Consider the following 18,106-nt stretch of genomic DNA (forward strand, 5'->3'; position numbering starts at 1 on the left):
GACCGGGTGAGAAAGGAATTTGGCCACACTAAGGACATCTGGTCCTGGTCGGGCTATACCTGGGAAGAATTGCTGAAAGAAACCCCAGACAAGCTGGACATGCTGCACAAGATTGACATCCTGGTCGATGGCCGCTTCATGGACAACCTGAAGGACTTGACCCTGCAATTTAGAGGGTCCAGCAACCAGCGGATCATCGACGTGCAAAAGTCCCTGGCTACGCCAGACCAGCACCCGGTTCTCTGGGACAAGCTGATTCGCTAGAAAAGAGGGCGTATGGAAGTCACGCAGGCAGAATTAGCCAACCAAGTGTTGGAAAAATTGCAGGAGGTTGAAGACCCCGAGCTCTTGGTCGATGTAGTTAACCTGGGCCTGATCTACGGGATCGACCTGGACGATGGCCACTGCACGGTGACCATGACTCTGACGACGATGGGCTGCCCCTTGAGCGGCTATTTGGACCAAGCCATTAAAAAGGCCGTCCTGGAAGTACCAGGAATTGACCAGGTCGACATCAAGGTCGTCTGGTATCCGGTTTGGAGCGTTGACCGCATGTCAGACAGCGCCAAAAGGCAGCTGGGGATTGGGGCAGAAACTGAGCAAAAGAGACAAGAGAAGGTGGAAAATTCCGCAGACACGGTCAAGCAGATCGACTGCCACACCCCAATCAAGACTTTTGCCGACAAGTACCCAAGCTTTGCTGACGACATGGCTGAGATTGGCTTTGACCGGATCAAGATCCCGGGGATGCTGAACACGGTTGGCCGGGTGATGAACCTGAAACTAGGCAGCCAGGCCATGGGCTTTGATCTGGCCGAGGTTAAGCGGAAGCTGGAAGAGAAAGGGTACAAGGTGAGCGACTAATGGCTTTGTCACTAAAAGAGCGACAGGACAAGATTTTGCAGATCCTGCGCTTTTTGCAAGAAGATGGCGACTTTGACCAGGCAAAAAGCATGTTCCAAGCCGCTTTTGACCAGGTTTCTGTCAAAGAAATCACGGAAGCCGAGCGCGCCCTGATCGCTGGCGGCCTCAATCCCCAAGAGATCCAGAATCTCTGCACCGTCCACGCAGAAGTCTTCCGGGGATCCATCGGGGAAAAAGAAGACCTGCCGGCCTTTGAAAAGCCGGGCCACCCGGTTCACACCTTAAAGCAGGAAAACCTGGTCTTGACCAGTCTGGTCAACGACGCCCTTTTGCCGGACCTGGACAAATTTTTAGCCGGGAAAAAAGACAAATTAGCGGCGATCCGGCAAGAATTAGCCGACCTCAGCCAGATCAACAAGCACTATACCCGAAAAGAAATCTCCATGTTTCCCCTGATGACCAAGTATGGGATTACGGCGCCGCCACAAGTCATGTGGGGCGTTGACGACGACATCCGCCGCTGGATCAAGGAAGCTCAGGTTGAAGCAGGCAAGGAGCATCCTGATCCAGACCTTTTAGCCCAAAAGATCAAGCAGGCCGCTAAAGAAGTGACGGAAATGATCTTCAAAGAAGAAGCGATCATGATCCCGCTTTTGGCTGATGTGGCGTCTCCTTTAGACTGGCTGGCGGTGAAAGAAGACGAAGGCCAGGTAGGCTACTGCCTGATCAACCCGCCGGTCAACTGGAAGCCGTCAAAAAAGGAAATCGCTGACTTCAAGCAAAATCCCGAAACCATTGCCAAGTGGAATGCGCAGGTGGATCTTTTTGCCCAAAACTTAGGCGGCAATGAACAGGAACACTATGATAAGCAAGTTGCCGTGGCTGAGGGAGCAGAGGCAAATGGGGGAGATGGAGAAAAAGATAGTCAATTGGCTAATCTTTTTGTCGACTTTGCGGAAGGACGCCTGCGGGTTGACCAGCTCCGGGCCATGTTCAGCGTGATGCCCTTTGACATCGCCTTTGTCGACGATACCGACACTATCCGCTTTTTTGGCGGCAGCTGCGGCTTTTACCCCCATTCTAAAAACGACCTGGGGATGAACCTGTTCAGCATTCACATGCCTAAGAGCGTGGCCAAGGTTAAGCAGATCGTTGACGACCTGCGGACCGGGAAAAAGGACAAGCACGAGTTCTGGTTTGAGCTCCGAGGCCGCTTTGTCTACATCCAGTACATCGCTGTCAGAAGCGAGGGCAAGTACCTGGGCGTCTTGGAAGTTCTGCAGGATGCGACCTATGTCAGGTCTTTAAAAGGCAGCAAGAAAGATTTATAATAATTTATATAGAAGAAAAAATAGTTCATGCCTTGCATGGGCTTTTCTTTTTGCAAAGAGAATTGAAATGAATTGCTAAATAAGAAAGGGGACGATTTTTGTGAAAACTAAACATGGTAAGCAGACTTTGCCAGAAATTGGCCTGCCTTGGCTGGTGGTGGCGGAACTAGCCACCTGGATTGGGGCCAGCTTTATCTGGCCTTTGACTTCGGTTTATCTGAATAAAAGGCTGGGGATCAGCCTGTCGGTGATCGGGATCGTCCTTTTTTGCAACTGTGCGGCCAACATGGTGGGGTCTACGATCAGTGGACGGCTGTTTGACAAGTTCAATCCTTACCCGCTAATTGTCGGGGGGATGCTGCTGGATACCCTGGTCTTGCTAGCCATGGCCTTCTTCCATGGCTGGCCGATTTACTGGTTCTGGCTGGTCTGCACCGGCTTTTTGGGCGGCTGGAACGGGGCCTTGGTTAATTCCATCGCTACCAGCTTGAAGAAGTATCCAGGACGGTATATTTTTAACATCCTCTACTTCTCCCAAAACCTGGGCGTGGTCATCGGGACCCTGATCGTGGGTTATCTCTATGACTACTCCATCCACTTGCTCTTTATCATCGCCAGCTGCCTTTTCTTGATCGGGACGGTTGTGGCCTTGACCAAGTTCCGGCCAATCATTGCCTATCATGCTGAAAGAAAAGAGAAGCAAAAGAGTGGGCAAGCGCCGACCAAGGCCGAGCCAATGCCAAAGGCCAATTTCTACATGACCCTGGGTTTCTTCATCACCTTAGGTGTCACCTGGCTGATGTACATGAACTGGGAGTCTAACCTCTCCGTTTACATGGTCAGCTTAGGGATTCCTTTCCACCTGTATTCCACCTTGTGGACCATCAATGCCGGCATCATCGTGGTCGTGCAGCTGATCTTGGCGCGCTTCCCGGGGATCTTCAAGAGCATCTACCAGCAGATCTTCTTTGGCATTTTCATGTTTGCCATTTCCTGGCTGACCTTGATTTTTGCCAAAACGTACCCGGGCTTCGTTTTGTCGATGTCCATCCTGACCTTGGGTGAATCGACCGCCTTTTCGGCGATTCCGGCCTATGTCAACGACATGTCGCCGTATTCCAGCAAGGGAAAGTACCAGGGCTTAACCTTGGTGGCCAGCGGGCTCGGCCGGGCCTTTGGGCCGCTGTTTGGCGGGACCTTGATTGACCTTTTTGGCTACAAGACCATGTTTGTCGTGGCCAGCTGCGGGATCTTCTTATGTTTGATCGCCCTGATTCCGCTGAAGGCGAAGTTGAAGGATCAAGTACATTATTTTAGATAAGCTGTGAGACCAAGCCAGGTTGGCTTGGTCTTTTTTGGCTAAAAAGAAAAGCATTTCCATAACGCTTTCCTCTGTAAAAAGGTAAAATAAAAGAATAGTGAAAAATATAGGAGGTAAATTTCATGCTCAAAGTTTACGGGACTAAGGTTTGTCCTGACTGCATTGCTTTTGAAGCTAGTTTTAAGAATTATGGCATTGACTACCAATTCATCAACATTTTCGAATCAATGCCAAAGTTTAAGGAATTCCTGCGCTTGAGAGACCAAAACTCAGCCTTCGCTGAAGCCAGAGAAGCCGGCAACGCCGGCATTCCCGCCATCATTGAAGCTGACGGCAGCGTCAACCTTGACTGGGAAGGCTACTTGAAAGAACGCGGCTTTGAACCAATCTGGCCTAAGGAAGCCGATGAACAAATGGCCAAGATCCAAGCTGAAAAGGATGCTTGCGCCATTGACCAAGCTGGTTGCTAATTTTTGAAGGAGAAAAAGATGAAAAATAACGTACGCGGCGGCGCCGGCGACACGACCGTTTTAAACAAGGACGCCCGCCCACAAGACAACCTATATTTGGCGGTTAACTCCGAATACCTGGACAAGCTGGAAATCCCAGCTGACCGCTCCAGCATGGGCAGCTTTGTCCAAATTGCTGACAATGTTGAAAAGACCTTGATGGCTGACTTTGCGGCCTTTGCCAAGGGTGAAAAAGAAATTCCTGACGTGCCTAACTTGACCAAGGCCGTTGAGCTCTACAAGCTAGCAAAGGACTTTGACAAGCGAAACAGCGATGGCGCTGCGCCAATCCAAGACGACTTGAAGCAGCTGCAAGCCTTGACCTGGGATGAATTCAATGCTCATGCAGCAGACCTGGCTAAGGACGGCTTTGACCTGCCATTCGCTGTTTCCGTTGATGCCGATATGAAAAATACCAAGCAAAACATCGTCTACTTCGGTGGCCCAAGCGTCTTCTTGCCAGACACCACTACCTACCAAAGTGACGATGCCGAAAAGCTTTTGGGCGTCTTGAAGGCCCAAAGCGTGAAGCTGCTGACCATGGCCGGCGTTGACGCTGAGGATGCTGAAAAGTACGTTGACCAAGCTTTGGCTTACGATGGCCGCTTGTCCAAGGTGGTTAAGTCCAGCGAAGAATGGGCAGACTACCCAGCCATGTACAACCCAATTGCCAGCGCCGACTTCAAGGGCAAGTTTACCCACTTCGACATTGCCGGCTTTTTGAAGAATTACTTAGGCCAAGACGTGGACACCTTGATCAACTCAGAACCGCGCTACTTGGACCAAGCAGACGGTTTGATCAATGGCGAATTGTTTGACGAAATCAAGGGCTGGATGATCGTGAAGTTCATCAACGGTGCAGCTTCCAGCCTGTCTCAAGAATTCCGTGAAGCAGCCTTCCCATTCCACCAAGCCTTGACTGGTCAACCAGAACTGGCTAGCGGGGAAAAGCAAGCCTTCCGCCTGGCTGATGGCACCTTTAGCGAAGTCGTGGGTGTTTACTACGGCCAAACCTACTTTGGTCAAGCGGCCAAGGACGACGTCTTAGGCATGATCCACCGGATGCTGAAGGTTTACGAAAAGCGGATTGCGGAAAACGACTGGCTGTCCCAATCAACCAAGGACAAGGCCATCGTCAAGCTGCAAGCCTTGATCTTGAAGGTGGGCTACCCAGACAAGATCGAAGAAATCTACAACCGCTTGACCGTTACCCCAGCCAGCGCTGGCGGCAGCCTGTACTCCAACTTAAAGGCAGCGGGCCTAGAAAGCCTCAAGTACAGCTTGGAAAAGTTGACCAAGCCAGTTGACCGGACGGTTTGGCTGATGCCAGGGGACCTGGTTAACGCCTGCTACGATCCACAAAGAAACGACATCACCTTCCCAGCTGCCATCTTGCAGGCGCCATTTTACAGCGTCGACCAAAGCCGGGCAGCCAACTACGGCGGGATCGGTGCCGTTATCGCTCACGAAGTCTCTCACGCCTTTGACAACAACGGTGCCCAATTCGACGAATTTGGCAACCTGAAGAACTGGTGGACTGAGGCAGACTACAAGGAATTTGCCAAGCGGACCCAAGCGGAAATCGACCTCTTTGACGGCCTCAAGTACGGTCCAAGCACCCTGAACGGCAAGCAGATCGTGTCCGAAAACATCGCTGACCAAGGCGGCTTGACGGCAGCCATGACCGCCTGCAAGGAAGAAGGAGAAGACCTGAAGGACTTCTACGCCAACTGGGCTAGAGTCTGGGCCCAAAAGTCCCTGGAAGCAGCCATCAAGATGATTGTCTCCATCGACGTGCACGCGCCAGGTCCACTTAGAGCCAACGTGCAAGCTCAATGCCAGGACGAATTCTACGAAACCTTTAACGTTCAGCCAGGCGACGGGATGTACCTGGAAAAGGACAAGCGGGTTAAGATCTGGTAGCAAGCTAATAAAAACAAAAAATGAAGTCATATCGAGCGATATGGCTTCATTTTTTTGCTGTGTGTTTGTCTAATGTGTGTTGTGTAAAAAGAGGAAAAAAGAAAAAGTAATTTTATAGGAGAAGTTCTTTGCTTCTGTCTATGCTTATATAATAACGGGATTTTGTATCCAATTTATGATCATGATTGTGACCTTTAATGAAAAAAGCCTTCTGAATTTCTTTAGATATTTAAGAAGCTTAAAGGCTAAAAACAAAAAATCCAAAACAAAAGCAGTCGCTCCGTCAACGACTGCTTTTGCTTTGCTGTGTGTTTGTCTAATGTGTGTTGTGTAAAAGAGGAAAAAAGAAAAAGTAATTTTATAGGAGAAGTTCTTTGCTTCTGTCTATGCTTATATAATAACGGGATTTTGTATCCAATTTATGATCATGATTGTGACCTTTAATGAAAAAAGCCTTCTGAATTTCTTTAGATATTTAAGAGAGCTAAAGATCTTAAATCAAAAATGGCAAAAACAAAAGCAGCCACTCCATCAATGGCTGCTCATGTTTTGCTGTGTGTTAATGTGTGTTGTGTGTAAAAGAGGAAAAAAGAAAAAGAAAAATTAATCTTTTATAGAGGAAGCTGTTGCTTCTTTCTATGCTTATATAGTAACGAGATTTTGTATCCAATTTATGCCCTCTTTGGTGAACTTCAATGAAAAAAGTCTTTGCATTTTCTTTAAATGCTAAAGAAGCTAAAAAGAACTAATTGTATGTCCTAGACACTTTTTCAAGGCAAAACAAAAGCAGCCGCTCCATCAACGACTGCTCTTGTTTTTGCTGTGTGTTTAATGTGTGTTGTGTGTAAAAGAGGAAAAAAGAAAAAGAAAAATTAATTCTTATAGGAGAAGCTGTTGCTTCTGTCTATGCTTATATAATAATAGGCACGTGTAAACAAATTATGACCGATTCTTTTTTCTTCAGTGAATTAATGCTTACGAAAAAGTAGGGAAGCTTAAGAAATTTTCCGCAAAAAACAGGGACTGCCATGGGCAGTCCCTGTTTGCTTAGCTGTTTAGCTGTTTTTACTTCTTTTTCTTGTTCTTTTGCTTAACAAGCTTTACCTTGTCTGGGTTAATTGCCGTCTTGCTGTAGTCAATTGGGGCAACCCGCTTGATTCTTTCAGGCTTTTGCTTACCCAAGATCAAAGGCACGCGTTCAATGACCGTGTCCGCAAATTCCAGGCCAAACCATTGAGCAGGGTTTGGTGACAGGTTTTGCAGCTGTACCCGGGCCTTAACCAGCCACTTTTGGTAGGAAGTCAAGGTCGTTGAAGGGGAGATCACGTCGTTAACGATAACGAACTTGAAGTCACCGACGTCCCGGCCTGGAGTGGTCGTGTATTCCTGCGGCTGAGCTTCAATGGTGTTGTCCTTGATCAGGTCGTGAACGATCTGCCGCAAGTAGACGTTAACGCTCGTTTGCCGCTTGAAGCCGAGGTAGAGCTGGATGTTAATCACGTTCTTGGTGCCAAAAGTGTTGACCGCGTATTCAGCCGTAAATGGGTCGTTAGTGACGTTAACAGAAACGAACCAGTAAGCCCGCGCTCTCTTTGGCCGTTTGTCCAAGATGGAGTACAGAATTTCCCGCTTGATGAACTTGTTGTACTTAACCTTGGCCATGTAAACCAAGTTGTCAGCGTAAGTTGGGTAGTTGTCATCGTGACTCAGGTCAGTCAGCATGTCAGTGTATTCGTCAAGGCGGACGTAGGCATTAACAGATTCGTTCTTGTCGCGAACCTTGTTGCCGAAGTACCAGATCACCATGATTGAGGCAATCAAGAGGGTGATCAAGAGTGAAACGTAGCCACCCTTGGTGAACTTGCTCAAGCTAGACCCCATGAAGAGGATGTTGATCGTGCTGAAGAAGATGACAAAAATCGTGTTCCACAGGTTGTGACCGCGCTTGAGAACCAGCCATTCGTACAGCAGGATGGTCGTCGTCAGCATGGAGATGGTGATGGACAGACCGTAGGCTGCTTCCATGTGGGCTGAGGTTCTGAAGAAGAGAACCAGGGCAATAGTGGTAGCGCCCAGCATCTTGTTGATGGCTGGGATGTAGATTTGACCTCTTTCATCTGATGGGTAGAGGATGTTCATTCTTGGCAAGAACTTCAAGTTGATCGCTTCAGCCACCAAAGTGAAGGAACCAGTGATCAGGGCTTGAGAAGCGATGATCGCAGCCAAGGTTGCCAAAACGATAGATGCCAAACGAATGCTTTCTGGAATCATTGCGTAGAACGGGTTGATTTCAGTAGCTGAGTGCATCCCGGTGTTGTGCAAGATCCAAACCCCTTGCCCGAAGTAGTTCAAGGACAAGCAGACAAAGACGAATGGCCATGAGCCAATGATGTTGCCCTTGCCGACGTGGCCAACGTCTGAATAGAGGGCTTCAGCCCCAGTCGTGGCCAGGAAGATGGAACCCAAGATGGCAAAGCCAGCTTTGTTGTATGGACTAAACAAGAGCTTGATTGCGTAGTATGGGTTTAAGGCCTGGATAATGGTCCAGTCCCCGCCGATGTTGATCAAGCCCATCACGCCCAAGAAGGTGAACCAGACAAACATGACTGGCCCAAAAGCCTTACCGATAATGCTAGTCCCCATCCGCTGAATAGCGAACAAGAAGAGCAAGATGGCGATGGTAATGATCAAAACGGTGGTCTGGTTGCTGACTGGGACATTGCCCTTGCCGAATTCCAGCCCCTTTAACCCTTCAATGGCGGTCGTAACCGTCACGGCAGGGGTCAAGGTACCATCGGCCAAGATGGCGGCCCCACCGATCAGGGCCGGCCACACCAGCCAGGCGGCCTTTTTTCTAATCAAGGCGTAAAGGGCGAAGATACCACCTTCGCCGTGGTTGGTAGCCTTTAAAGCGATCATGACCGTTTGCACCGTCGTTAAAACGGTCACGGTCCACAGAATTAAGGAAATCGTCCCGATGATCAGGTCCCGGCTAACGGTATTGATCCCGCCATTGCCTGAAATGACGGACTTCATAACGTACAGAGGGCTGGTCCCGATATCACCGTAGACAATCCCAATCGCGATCAAGAGGCCCGCAGCGGACATCCGGTTGCGTTTGTTTTGTGCTTCCATGATATAAAAATACTCCTCAAACTTTTAATAAAGCTTGTAATTTATTAGACTGTTAATTTCAACACACAGTAGCTTGAATTTAACAAGTAAAAAAAGAATGCCATCAGACATTCTTTTTACTGTAATTTTCTTATATTTAGAGCAATTTTTCAAGTCTTTTAAGACAAACTGCTTTCGATCTTTGCCCGTTCAGCTTCGTACCACTTGCTCCAGTCTTCGTAAGTGGTCATGGCTTCTGGGTCAACGCCGGTCTTTTCGGTCATCTTGTCCAAGATGGCTTGGAAGTTGTGGGCGTGGTCAACGAGTACGTGCTTTACCAGGTTCTTTCTAGTGAATGGCTGGTTGAGCAGCAGGTAGTGGTTGATGTTGACCATGTTGTGGTCGCTGTCAAATTCAGAGATGATTTCCAAGTCGTCTCTTTCAAAAGAAGAAACGTAGAAGTTGGCGAAGTTTACCAGGTAAGCTGGTTGTTCTTCAACTTCGCGTGCAGGCATGGTTACGCGTTCAGGCTCAGGCATGACGATCTTGAGCAAGTCTTCGTTATCGCGGATTTTCTTTTCTTCAGCCAAAGTTGTAGCTCCTTTTTCCAATAAAAGTCCATAAAGTCAATAGTAATTTTAACGACTTTAGGCTCAGAAAGCAAGCACCAGACCCCGAAAACTCGGGATCTGGCGCGAAAAAACGATTGATTTTTTCTGAAAAATTCCTTACTTGCTTGAGTTCAAGTAGCCTTCAACGTCGCTCTTGGTAATGGAGTCAATCGTGGTGTGGCCTTGACTAGAAGCGTAGCGGAAGAGGTTGATCAAGTCTTGCGGACTCCAGCCACTTGATCCAACGCCAAGGTTATCCAATTGGTTGCGGATCTGTTGAGTATCCCGGCTGGTTACGGTTGACCCGTTGACCTTGTCGTTGCTGCTTTGGCTTTGGCCTTCAGCCTGGTTAGATGAGCTGGATGATGAACTAGAGTCAGCGCTAGAACTGGAGCTAGAGCTTGATTCGTCCTTCTTTGAGCTGGATGATGAGTCTTCTGAACTAGAAGATGATGAAGAATCGCTGTCATCGCTCTTGCTCTTCGCTTCTTTCAGCAGGCTCTTGACCTCAGAGCGCACCTTAGCGTAGTAGACGCCGTTGATATATGGCAGATCCAGGATCTGGCTGTAAATAGAAGCAGCATCGCTGTAGTTGCCGTCAGTCATGTCGCTAGCAGCCTTCTTCATCAGCGGCTTGATCTCGCTTTGGTAGTTGTCTAAGACTGCCTTCAAGGTCTTGACCAGCTTTTTGGCTTGGCTAGTCATTACCTGGTAGCCGCCGGTCTGCTTTTGAGCCTTTTGGGCCAGGTTGACCGCGCTTTGGTACTTGGTCGTGGTCTTGGCCAATTTTACCGAATCAGCCAGGTTTTGGGCCTGGTCTTGGTAGTGCTTGGCCGTAGCAGTAGCCTTAACGCTATAAGCTTGGCCAAATTGGTCAGCGGCTTTGGCATACTTCTTGGCTTGAGCTGCGTCCTTGCCGGCCTGCATGTAGGTCTGGTAGCTGGCGGAATTGTCGCTGCTTGAATTAGACTTGCGGTTAGCAAAGAAGATGCCGCCGCCCACTAACACTACAGCAACAATGGCCAGGATGGACCATAGGGTTTTGCGTTTCATGTGAATAGTTTCCTCCTGTTAAGTCCCAATTATACCAAACTTTTTTCTGAGATCTTTTAGTCAGGGGATTTGTAACTGAAGCTTAAAAATTAAGCTAAGCAGCTAAGGAAAAACTTTTTTAAAAAAATTGGCAAAAAGTTGGCCGACTTTGCCATCTCAAATCGTTAGTGTAAGTGTAAGACAAAGGCGCCTGACTTACCCCCGCAGGAGAGGGAAATCTCCTATCCAATATTTGATTGAATCCAATTAGCTAAATTAGAAGAAAAAGGAGCAAACCATGAATTTCAAGTTATCCAGCCAAAACATTCAATACACTTTCAAGGCCGACAAGTACAAGGATGGGCAAATGACCCGCAGCTTAAAGGACGTTAAGCTTGATGCGACCCCGGACAGCCTGGTCAAGGTTGGCAAGGCCATCAGTGCCTTGCAAGGCGACGACCTGACGGAGCTCTGCCTCATCCAAAAGCAGACCTTGAATGTGGCTGAAGCTGAAAATAAGTAATTTTTGACAAAAAGAATTTTAGAATAACGAAGAAATACTGCTGAAAATAGCTGACTCTTAACGCGAAAACTAGAAAAAGTACTAAATTTGATTTTTAACAAATAAGGAGCAAAAAATGACTACCACTACTACCGAATTGCAATTAACCTTCAAGTCCAGCGCCGGCAAGAAGAAGAACCTCAACTTCACTTCTGCCTTGCCAAACCTGACCGTCGACCAAGTCAAGGCCGCAGCCAGTGCCATCGCTGGCGAGAAGCTGTTCGTCAAGGAAGGGGAAATCCTCTATGATGCACCGCTGTCTGCAAAATATATCGAACGCAACGTTACGACTGTGTTTGACGATAGTAATCATTAATAAGCTTTTAGGCTGCATCATCACCAAGTGTGAGTGCCTGAAGCAAAAACTAGTATCTTTAAGTAAGGAGGGCGGCCTAGCTGCCCTTTTTGCTTTTTAACAGAAATAACGTGAAACAACCATAAGTAACCTTAAATTCTTTTGCTTAAAAGGTGAATAAAACGCTTTTTTACGGGTGAATATTACTTTTCCTTTACAGAATGTGAGTTCGATTGTAAGGGAGGGTGGAAGATCATACAATAGGGTGTACCACAGTAAAAATTAGGAGGAACTTAATGAAGAGAAGATTTATGACTGGACTTGCTACCGCAGCGATGTTAACCTCAGTCGCCGTTCCAGTGACCAACAACTTGTCTTTATCCAATCATACCGTTCAGGCATCCGCAACCAGTGATGCCTTTTTGAGCAAGGTCGGGACTCAGGCCCAAAAGACTTCAAAGAAATACGGCGTTTACGCCTCTTTGATGCTGGCCCAAGCAGCGCTTGAATCCAGCTGGGGCAACTCAACCCTGTCCACGCAAGCCTACAACTTCTTTGGCATGAAGGCAGGCACTGGCTGGACCGGGGCCACCTACACTGCTCGGACGGCAGAACAAACTTCCAGCGGCGCCACTTACTACATCAACGCCGCTTTTAGAAAGTACTCAAGCTACCAAGCTTCTTTTGACGACTATGGCTTGAAGATGAGAACGACTTTTGGCGGGACGGGCCTGCGCTACAGCGCTACTTGGCTGGAAAATGCCTCAAGCGTGTCTAAAGCTGCTGACGCTATCAAGGCTGCCGGCTACGCCACCGACGTCAACTACCCATCCAAGCTGAAGAAGTTGATTGCAACTTACAACTTGACCAAGTACGACCCAGTTGTTTCTAAGACTTCTTACACGGCTAAGATCGTCAAATCTGGCTCAGCCTACCTGTACCCAACTGATCACTCAGTTTCTCCAAAATTGAGTACGATTACGGCTGGTCAAACCGTAACGGTTACGAAGACCTTTACCTACTATAACGGTACTAAGCGCATGTACTTGAAGGGCTTAGGCTGGGTCAACAGCGACAGCTTGACGACCAGCTCTTCTCAAGCGCCATCAAGCAACACCAGCTCAAACACCAGCGCTAATACGGCAACTGACTCTGAAACCAGTGCCACTGGCCAAGCCAAGACCTTGATGCACGGCGCTGCTATTTATAACAGTACGGGCAGCCGGACCAAGGACAAGACGGTTAAGGCTGGCACTAGCGTGACGACTTTTGGCAAGGTAACCATCAACGGTGCCAGCTACTACCGGGTTAACGCCGCTAGCGCTGACCAGTTCATCAAGGCTTCTAACTTTGACGGGACTAAAAAGAAGCTGAAGCACAACGCCTACTTGTACGATGGCCAAGGCAAGCGGATCAAGAAGGCCAAGAAGTGGCTGAAGGGATCTAAGCACACCGTTTATGGCGGGACCGTCAAGATCAAGGGCAAGTACTACTACGTTGTTGGCTTGAACCAATACGTCAAGAAGGGCAACTTTTAGTCAGAAAGCCTAGATTTTTTGAATAAAAGGAAAAGAGAAAATACATGAAATTTAAACGTCTTTTAGTATCCATGCTGGCGGTGGGTGCTTTGACCTTCGGCTTTGCCGGTCAAGCGCAAACGGCCAGTGCATCGATCAACAGCGATGCTCAGAAAAAGACTTATAGCGGGACCAAGTACTTGGAAGATCTGCTGAAGGCTGCAGGGCTGACCTATAACCAGTTCAACAGCGTGGCCAATGGCAAGAAGTATGGCAGCCGCTTTGGCTACCGGAACGGTGTCGGCAAGCCAGAAGGGGTCGTGGTTCACGAAACGGCGACGCCAGGGGCCAATGCCTGGGCTGAAGGCCGCTACTTTAACAACAACTGGATGACGGCTTATACTTACGTCCACGCGGTTGTCGACAACACCCAAACCATCCAGCTGATGTCAACCGACTACGGTGTTTGGGGAGCTGGCCCAATTGCCAACCAGCGCTATATCCAAATCGAACTCTGCGAAGTTAACACCAGAGACGAATTCGTGCAAAGCGTGGCTAACGATGCCTACTACATCGCTCAGCTCTTGCACCAGTACAACCTGACCCCATCCCGGGCTGCTTCAAACGGCACGGGCACGATTTGGTCTCACAACGAAGTCTCTAAGTACCTGGGCGGGACCGACCACGGAGACCCTGACAGCTACTTTGCCAAGTGGGGCTACTCCATGAGCGACTTTTACAGCTTGATCACTTACTACTACAACAAGCAAGGCGGCTCAAGCTCAAAGAGTTCTTCCAGCTCATCTAGTTCATCCAGTTCTAGCTCCAGCTCAAGTTCCTCATCCAGCTCTTCCAGCAAAAAGCCAGCCAGTCAGGCTGCCAACGCTGTGAAGAAGCAAGTAATGCGGAACTCCTACACTTACAACTCTGCTGGGCAAAAGCAAAGCACCAAGGCCATCAAGGCTGGCAAGTACTTGACGATTTACGGCAATGCCGTAACCATTGGCAATAGCAAGTACTACAAGTACGGCGACAACCAATACGTCAAGGCCGGCAACATCGATGGGACCACCAAGACGGTGACCCACAATGCCTACGTCTACACGATCAAGGGGACCAGAGACTGGACCTCAGCCAAGCTGCTCAAGGGCGCAAGCCAAGCTACTTACGGCAGCCAAGTGACGATTAAGGGCAAGAAGTACTACATGATTGGCTTTAACGCCAAGGGCGAAGCCAAGTACGTGAAGGCTGGCAACTTTGTAGCTCGGGAAGTCGGCACTAAGAAGCGCCTGATGCGGAACACTTACACCTACAATGCTCAAGGCCAAAAGGTTAAGTCTATTGCTAAGTTCAAGGCTGGCAGCTACTTGACGGTTTACGGCAGCGCCGTAACCATCGGCAACACCAAGTTCTACCGCTACGGTACGGACAAGTACGTGAAGGCCGACAGCATCGATGGCACGGTGAGAACCTTGAAGCACAATGCCTACGTTTACTCAGCTAGCGGCAGCCGGATCAAGACCGAAGCTACCCGGCAAAAGGGGACGCAAGTTGCGGCCTATGGCTCAGCTGTCACCATCAAAGGCAAGAAGTACTACATGATTGGCTTTAGCGGCAACACCGCCTTGTACCTGAAGGCTGGCAACTTTTAGTTAAAAAGTAAAAATACAAAAACTAGAAGTACTAACAAATCAACAGAAACAAAGCAGAAACGGATTCAGAAAACTCTGAGTCCGTTTTTCTTTTTTCAAGTTTGATTATTGGTATAATAGATAAAACTCTTAATTTAGGAAGAATGATCTGAATGAACGGATTGTCACTACTCTTAACGACCTTTCTGGCCTTGGTGATTCCCATCGTCATGGCCCGCTTCAAGGTCACGACCGTGCCAACCGCGGTTGCCGAAATCATTGTCGGCATTATCATGGGCAAAAGTGCCCTCAACTTAGTTACTGTTAACTCCCAGCTGACCTTTTTGTCCAACTTGGGGGTGATCATCTTGATGTTCCTTTCCGGGATGGAAATCGACTTTGACTTGCTGAAACCCAGCCGGACCAACCGGTCTCGAAAGTCGGAAGCCGGCAAGGAGGTTAAGCCGCTTTTAGTTGCTAGCCTGGCCTTTGCCGGGGTGGCCGTTTTCGCTGTCGGCCTGGCCTTGATCATGAAGGCGATGGGCCTCTTTAGCGACGTGGCCTTAGCCACGATCATCTTTATGACGGTGGCCCTGGGCGTGGTCATTGCCACTTTAAAGGAAAAAGAAATCCTCAGCCGGCCGATTGGGCAGACAGTGCTCTTAACGGCGGTTTTAGGTGAAGTGATCCCGCTTTTGCTGTTGACCATTTACTCCTCCATCAACGGCGGGGATGCGAAAAAGCTCTGGCTGATCGTTTTGCTCTTTGTGGCGGCCATCTTCTTGCTCAAAAGGTTCAAGCAGCCTTACATCTGGTTTAGCAAGGTGACCAAGGCCACGACCCAGCTGGATATTCGGCTAGCCTTTTTCCTGATCTTTGCCCTGGTTACGGTGGCTGAGCAGGTAGGGGCCGAAAACATCCTGGGTGCCTTTTTGGCCGGGATGGTCATGAAGCTGCTGGAGCCCAGCCAGGCCACTAAGGACAAATTAACGTCCATTGGCTACGGCTTCTTTATCCCCATCTTCTTCATCAAGACTGGGGTCAACTTAAACTTGAAGCTGCTCTTTGCTAATCCTCAGGCTTTGGCCCTGTTGCCGGTCTTGGTCATCTGCTTCTTCTTGGCTAAGGCCCCAGTTACCCTGGTCTACATGCGCTACTTTGACAAGCGAAATGCTTTTGCGGGCGGCTTTTTAACGGCAACGACCATTACCATCGTCTTGCCAACCTTGCAAGTTGCACGCAAGCTTAAGGCCATCACCAGCACCCAGTCCAGTGCCTTTATCCTGGCTGCGGTCATTGTCTGCATCGTCTGCCCGATCGTCTTTAATGCGACCTTTAAATTGACGCCAGCCGACAAGATCAAGGAAAAAGTTACGATCTTAGGCCTCAACACCCTGACAACCACGGTTTTCCAGGACCTGCACGATTCTTGGTACTCAGTGGAGATGCTGACTTGCAAGGAAGAAAACTACAACACCTATAAGAGCAAGATCAAGCAGCTGCAGCTTATGCCAGACGCTACGCCAGAGACGATCGAGCAAGCAGGCGGCTTTGATACGGACATCTTCGTTGCGGCCTACCACAATGACGAGATCAACTATGAAGCCGCCTTGGCAGCCAAGCGGGCCGGGGTCAAGCGGGTCATTGCCCGGCAGCGCCAGGCCCAGGCCGAGGTGGTCGACCAGCTGCAAGATGAAGGGATCGAAGTTTTTGCCTTCAACAACATCAGAGGCGCCATGCTGAGAGCCCTGATCGAATCGCCAGCCGTTTACCGGATCATCACCGACACCAACAACGCCCTTTACGACGTTGTGGTTAAAAATCCGCTCTATACTGGCCGGATGCTGATGGACTGGGACTTCATCGACGAAATCACTGTTTCGCGGATTCGCCGGGGCAACAAGTGGATTTCTCCGCACGGGTCCACGGTGATTGAACCGGGCGATGAACTGGTCTTCAGTGGCCCTTGGCGAGAAGCCGACCGGATCCACCAAATTTTGAGTCAGAAGTAATTTAAAACAAGGTTGTTGCCTTGGCTAAAGACCAAGTCGGGCTAGAAGAGTCCTATAGCAATAGGAAAGCCAGGCTCTAGTGATAGAGTCTGGCTTTTTACGTGGTCTAGATTTGGTAAGCAGCAAAACGCTTCTTGTCTTGTGGTGACAGGCGGGCAGAAACAGCGATGCCATCAGCTTGATAGTCTTCCTTTAAGACCCGGGCGTGCTGGTGGAGGTAGGCCAGGTCCTTGCCGGCTGTCAGCGGCAGGCGGAGGTCAGTAATTTGGTAGTTGTTGAAGAGGCGGCGGGTGATCAACTTGGCCAGGGCCTGAATGGATGCTGGCCGGGATCAAGGATATCTTGGTCATCTCCACGCCAGCTGACACTCCGCGCTTTAAGGAACTTTTAGGCGACGGGTCTCAATTCGGGATTAAGCTCACTTACAAGGTGCAGCCAAGTCCAGACGGCCTGGCTCAAGCCTTCACCCTGGGGGAAGACTTTATCAATGGCGAACCATGTGCCATGGTTTTGGGCGACAACATTTTTTACGGCAACGGCTTTACCGACCTTTTGGAAAAAGCTGCTCGTGACGCCGAAGCTGGCCAGGCAACCGTCTTTGGCTACTACGTCAACGATCCAGAACGCTTTGGCGTGGTTGACTTTGATGAAAACGGCAAGGCCATTTCCATCGAAGAAAAGCCAGAACACCCAAAGAGCAACTACGCCGTTACGATTGCGAATGTAGTCGGCACGAAGGTCGTCTTTGAACTGCCAGATGCCGAAGAAGCGTCTGGGTATTCAACGGCAACGAAGGCCCTGCTGGACATTGACAAGTTCAGCAAGCTCGGCTTTGTGGCTGACACGCGGCTGGGCGATGCCTTAACGGCAACGATGCGAATTTTAAAAGAAGATTGATCACAGGTGAGTCGCAAGACTCGCCTGTTTTTTAATAATAAACTAAATTACACGATCCCTGTAAAATACAGAGATCGTGTAATGGCAACTATTTAAGATTTTCTAAAATGTCTAACTTTTCTATGGCACTTCACAGTTGTAGAGAGCGTTTTTGTGTACCGAAATATTCGTGAAGATTAATGAAGGGCCGTGATAAAAGTGATCAAGGCAAAAATAATGCCGGGGAGGTTGGCAATAAAGACCGGCCAGTCTTTGTAGGTCTGCAGGAGGGCATAGGCGCACCAGAAGACGCTGTTGATGCAGGCAACCAGGGGCTGAACCGGGTTGCCGTACTGCCTGTGCAGGTTATTGGCGATCTGTGGCAGGTAGGAGACGTACATGGCAATCGACATGACACTGGCCACGCGGCCAACCAGCCGGGCTAATTTGGAATTATTCAAGTTAAAAACACCTTCTTGTCTGATACTTAAACTTATTGCTGCTAAGC

Annotated in this window: 16 protein-coding genes and 1 pseudogene; 12 read left to right on the forward strand and 5 right to left on the reverse strand. The window is 49.0% G+C overall.

The window, feature by feature from the left end:
* The 6 genes from ACI4WN_RS00955 to ACI4WN_RS00980 form a co-directional block, all read left to right on the forward strand.
* Positions 1 to 264: 4Fe-4S single cluster domain-containing protein (locus ACI4WN_RS00955; protein ID WP_439776575.1), on the forward strand; the 264-nt coding region annotated here is incomplete at its 5' end.
* 12 nt (positions 265 to 276) lie between these two features.
* Positions 277 to 864 carry an iron-sulfur cluster assembly protein gene (locus ACI4WN_RS00960; protein WP_439776576.1) on the forward strand — a complete coding sequence of 196 codons (588 nt, stop codon included), beginning with the start codon at positions 277 to 279 and terminating at the stop codon, positions 862 to 864.
* The gene (locus tag ACI4WN_RS00965; RefSeq protein ID WP_439776577.1) at positions 864 to 2,195 is read left to right on the forward strand and encodes a DUF438 domain-containing protein; all 1,332 of its coding nucleotides are present in this window, start codon (positions 864 to 866) and stop codon (positions 2,193 to 2,195) included. Before ACI4WN_RS00960 ends, ACI4WN_RS00965 begins: the two co-directional genes overlap by 1 nt.
* A 100-nt stretch (positions 2,196 to 2,295) precedes the next feature.
* Positions 2,296 to 3,516, forward strand: coding sequence for an MDR family MFS transporter (locus ACI4WN_RS00970; protein ID WP_439776578.1), 1,221 nt, complete (start codon positions 2,296 to 2,298; stop codon positions 3,514 to 3,516).
* Between the two features lie 122 nt (positions 3,517 to 3,638).
* Complete coding sequence (locus ACI4WN_RS00975; RefSeq protein ID WP_439776579.1) at positions 3,639 to 3,986, forward strand: glutaredoxin domain-containing protein; 348 nt, start codon at positions 3,639 to 3,641, stop codon at positions 3,984 to 3,986.
* An 18-nt stretch (positions 3,987 to 4,004) separates the two neighbouring features.
* On the forward strand, positions 4,005 to 5,948 hold the full coding sequence (locus ACI4WN_RS00980) for a M13 family metallopeptidase (protein ID WP_439776580.1): 1,944 nt from the start codon (positions 4,005 to 4,007) through the stop codon (positions 5,946 to 5,948).
* Positions 5,949 to 7,013: 1,065 nt separating this feature from the next.
* On the opposite strand, the gene ACI4WN_RS00985 is transcribed toward ACI4WN_RS00980, so the two are convergent.
* The 3 genes from ACI4WN_RS00985 to ACI4WN_RS00995 all read right to left on the reverse strand — a co-directional run bounded on the left by ACI4WN_RS00985 (position 7,014) and on the right by ACI4WN_RS00995 (position 10,726).
* Complete coding sequence (locus ACI4WN_RS00985; RefSeq protein WP_439776581.1) at positions 7,014 to 9,083, reverse strand: KUP/HAK/KT family potassium transporter; 2,070 nt, start codon at positions 9,081 to 9,083, stop codon at positions 7,014 to 7,016.
* 158 nt (positions 9,084 to 9,241) lie between these two features.
* Positions 9,242 to 9,601, reverse strand: a complete 360-nt coding sequence (locus ACI4WN_RS00990) for a hypothetical protein (RefSeq protein WP_195837460.1) — start codon at positions 9,599 to 9,601, stop codon at positions 9,242 to 9,244.
* 189 nt (positions 9,602 to 9,790) lie between these two features.
* The gene (locus ACI4WN_RS00995; protein ID WP_439776582.1) at positions 9,791 to 10,726 is read right to left on the reverse strand and encodes a hypothetical protein; all 936 of its coding nucleotides are present in this window, start codon (positions 10,724 to 10,726) and stop codon (positions 9,791 to 9,793) included.
* 277 nt (positions 10,727 to 11,003) lie between these two features.
* Here ACI4WN_RS00995 and ACI4WN_RS01000 point away from each other — a divergent pair, with 277 nt between their 5' ends.
* The 5 genes from ACI4WN_RS01000 (at position 11,004) to ACI4WN_RS01020 (ending at position 16,722) form a co-directional block, all read left to right on the forward strand.
* Positions 11,004 to 11,228 carry a DUF1659 domain-containing protein gene (locus ACI4WN_RS01000; protein WP_439776583.1) on the forward strand — a complete coding sequence of 75 codons (225 nt, stop codon included), beginning with the start codon at positions 11,004 to 11,006 and terminating at the stop codon, positions 11,226 to 11,228.
* A gap of 115 nt (positions 11,229 to 11,343) precedes the next feature.
* A complete protein-coding gene (locus ACI4WN_RS01005; RefSeq protein ID WP_439776584.1) occupies positions 11,344 to 11,583 on the forward strand; it encodes a DUF2922 domain-containing protein in 240 nt (79 codons plus the stop codon).
* 275 nt (positions 11,584 to 11,858) lie between these two features.
* Positions 11,859 to 13,100 carry an SLAP domain-containing protein gene (locus ACI4WN_RS01010; protein WP_439776585.1) on the forward strand — a complete coding sequence of 414 codons (1,242 nt, stop codon included), beginning with the start codon at positions 11,859 to 11,861 and terminating at the stop codon, positions 13,098 to 13,100.
* A 44-nt stretch (positions 13,101 to 13,144) separates the two neighbouring features.
* Positions 13,145 to 14,731, forward strand: coding sequence for an SLAP domain-containing protein (locus tag ACI4WN_RS01015; RefSeq protein WP_439776586.1), 1,587 nt, complete (start codon positions 13,145 to 13,147; stop codon positions 14,729 to 14,731).
* A gap of 152 nt (positions 14,732 to 14,883) precedes the next feature.
* Positions 14,884 to 16,722 (forward strand): monovalent cation:proton antiporter family protein, encoded by a 1,839-nt coding sequence (locus tag ACI4WN_RS01020; RefSeq protein ID WP_439776587.1) that lies wholly within the window; start codon positions 14,884 to 14,886, stop codon positions 16,720 to 16,722.
* A gap of 106 nt (positions 16,723 to 16,828) precedes the next feature.
* Here ACI4WN_RS01020 and ACI4WN_RS01025 read toward each other — a convergent pair whose 3' ends face one another.
* Entirely contained in the window at positions 16,829 to 17,020 is a 192-nt protein-coding gene (locus ACI4WN_RS01025) for a hypothetical protein (RefSeq protein WP_439776588.1), read from the reverse strand.
* A gap of 14 nt (positions 17,021 to 17,034) precedes the next feature.
* Between ACI4WN_RS01025 and ACI4WN_RS01030 the strand changes: the two are divergent.
* Positions 17,035 to 17,436: pseudogene (locus ACI4WN_RS01030) on the forward strand (sugar nucleotidyltransferase); the annotation flags it as partial.
* A gap of 359 nt (positions 17,437 to 17,795) precedes the next feature.
* On the opposite strand, the gene ACI4WN_RS01035 reads toward ACI4WN_RS01030, so the two are convergent.
* A complete protein-coding gene (locus tag ACI4WN_RS01035; RefSeq protein ID WP_439776589.1) occupies positions 17,796 to 18,059 on the reverse strand; it encodes a SemiSWEET family transporter in 264 nt (87 codons plus the stop codon).
* Positions 18,060 to 18,106: the final 47 nt, after the last annotated feature.

It is taken from the genome of Lactobacillus sp., assembly GCF_051893255.1.
GTDB lineage: Bacteria > Bacillota > Bacilli > Lactobacillales > Lactobacillaceae > Lactobacillus.

Coding starts and splice junctions, on each gene's coding strand:
- ACI4WN_RS01005 (WP_439776584.1), top strand. CDS start 11,344: ATGACTACCACTACTACCGAATTGCAATTAACCTTCAAGTCCAGCGCC.
- ACI4WN_RS01020 (WP_439776587.1), top strand. CDS start 14,884: ATGAACGGATTGTCACTACTCTTAACGACCTTTCTGGCCTTGGTGATT.
- ACI4WN_RS00975 (WP_439776579.1), top strand. CDS start 3,639: ATGCTCAAAGTTTACGGGACTAAGGTTTGTCCTGACTGCATTGCTTTT.
- ACI4WN_RS01000 (WP_439776583.1), top strand. CDS start 11,004: ATGAATTTCAAGTTATCCAGCCAAAACATTCAATACACTTTCAAGGCC.
- ACI4WN_RS00965 (WP_439776577.1), top strand. CDS start 864: ATGGCTTTGTCACTAAAAGAGCGACAGGACAAGATTTTGCAGATCCTG.
- ACI4WN_RS00980 (WP_439776580.1), top strand. CDS start 4,005: ATGAAAAATAACGTACGCGGCGGCGCCGGCGACACGACCGTTTTAAAC.
- ACI4WN_RS00985 (WP_439776581.1), bottom strand. CDS start 9,083: ATGGAAGCACAAAACAAACGCAACCGGATGTCCGCTGCGGGCCTCTTG.
- ACI4WN_RS01015 (WP_439776586.1), top strand. CDS start 13,145: ATGAAATTTAAACGTCTTTTAGTATCCATGCTGGCGGTGGGTGCTTTG.
- ACI4WN_RS00995 (WP_439776582.1), bottom strand. CDS start 10,726: ATGAAACGCAAAACCCTATGGTCCATCCTGGCCATTGTTGCTGTAGTG.
- ACI4WN_RS00960 (WP_439776576.1), top strand. CDS start 277: ATGGAAGTCACGCAGGCAGAATTAGCCAACCAAGTGTTGGAAAAATTG.
- ACI4WN_RS00990 (WP_195837460.1), bottom strand. CDS start 9,601: ATGCCTGAGCCTGAACGCGTAACCATGCCTGCACGCGAAGTTGAAGAA.
- ACI4WN_RS01010 (WP_439776585.1), top strand. CDS start 11,859: ATGAAGAGAAGATTTATGACTGGACTTGCTACCGCAGCGATGTTAACC.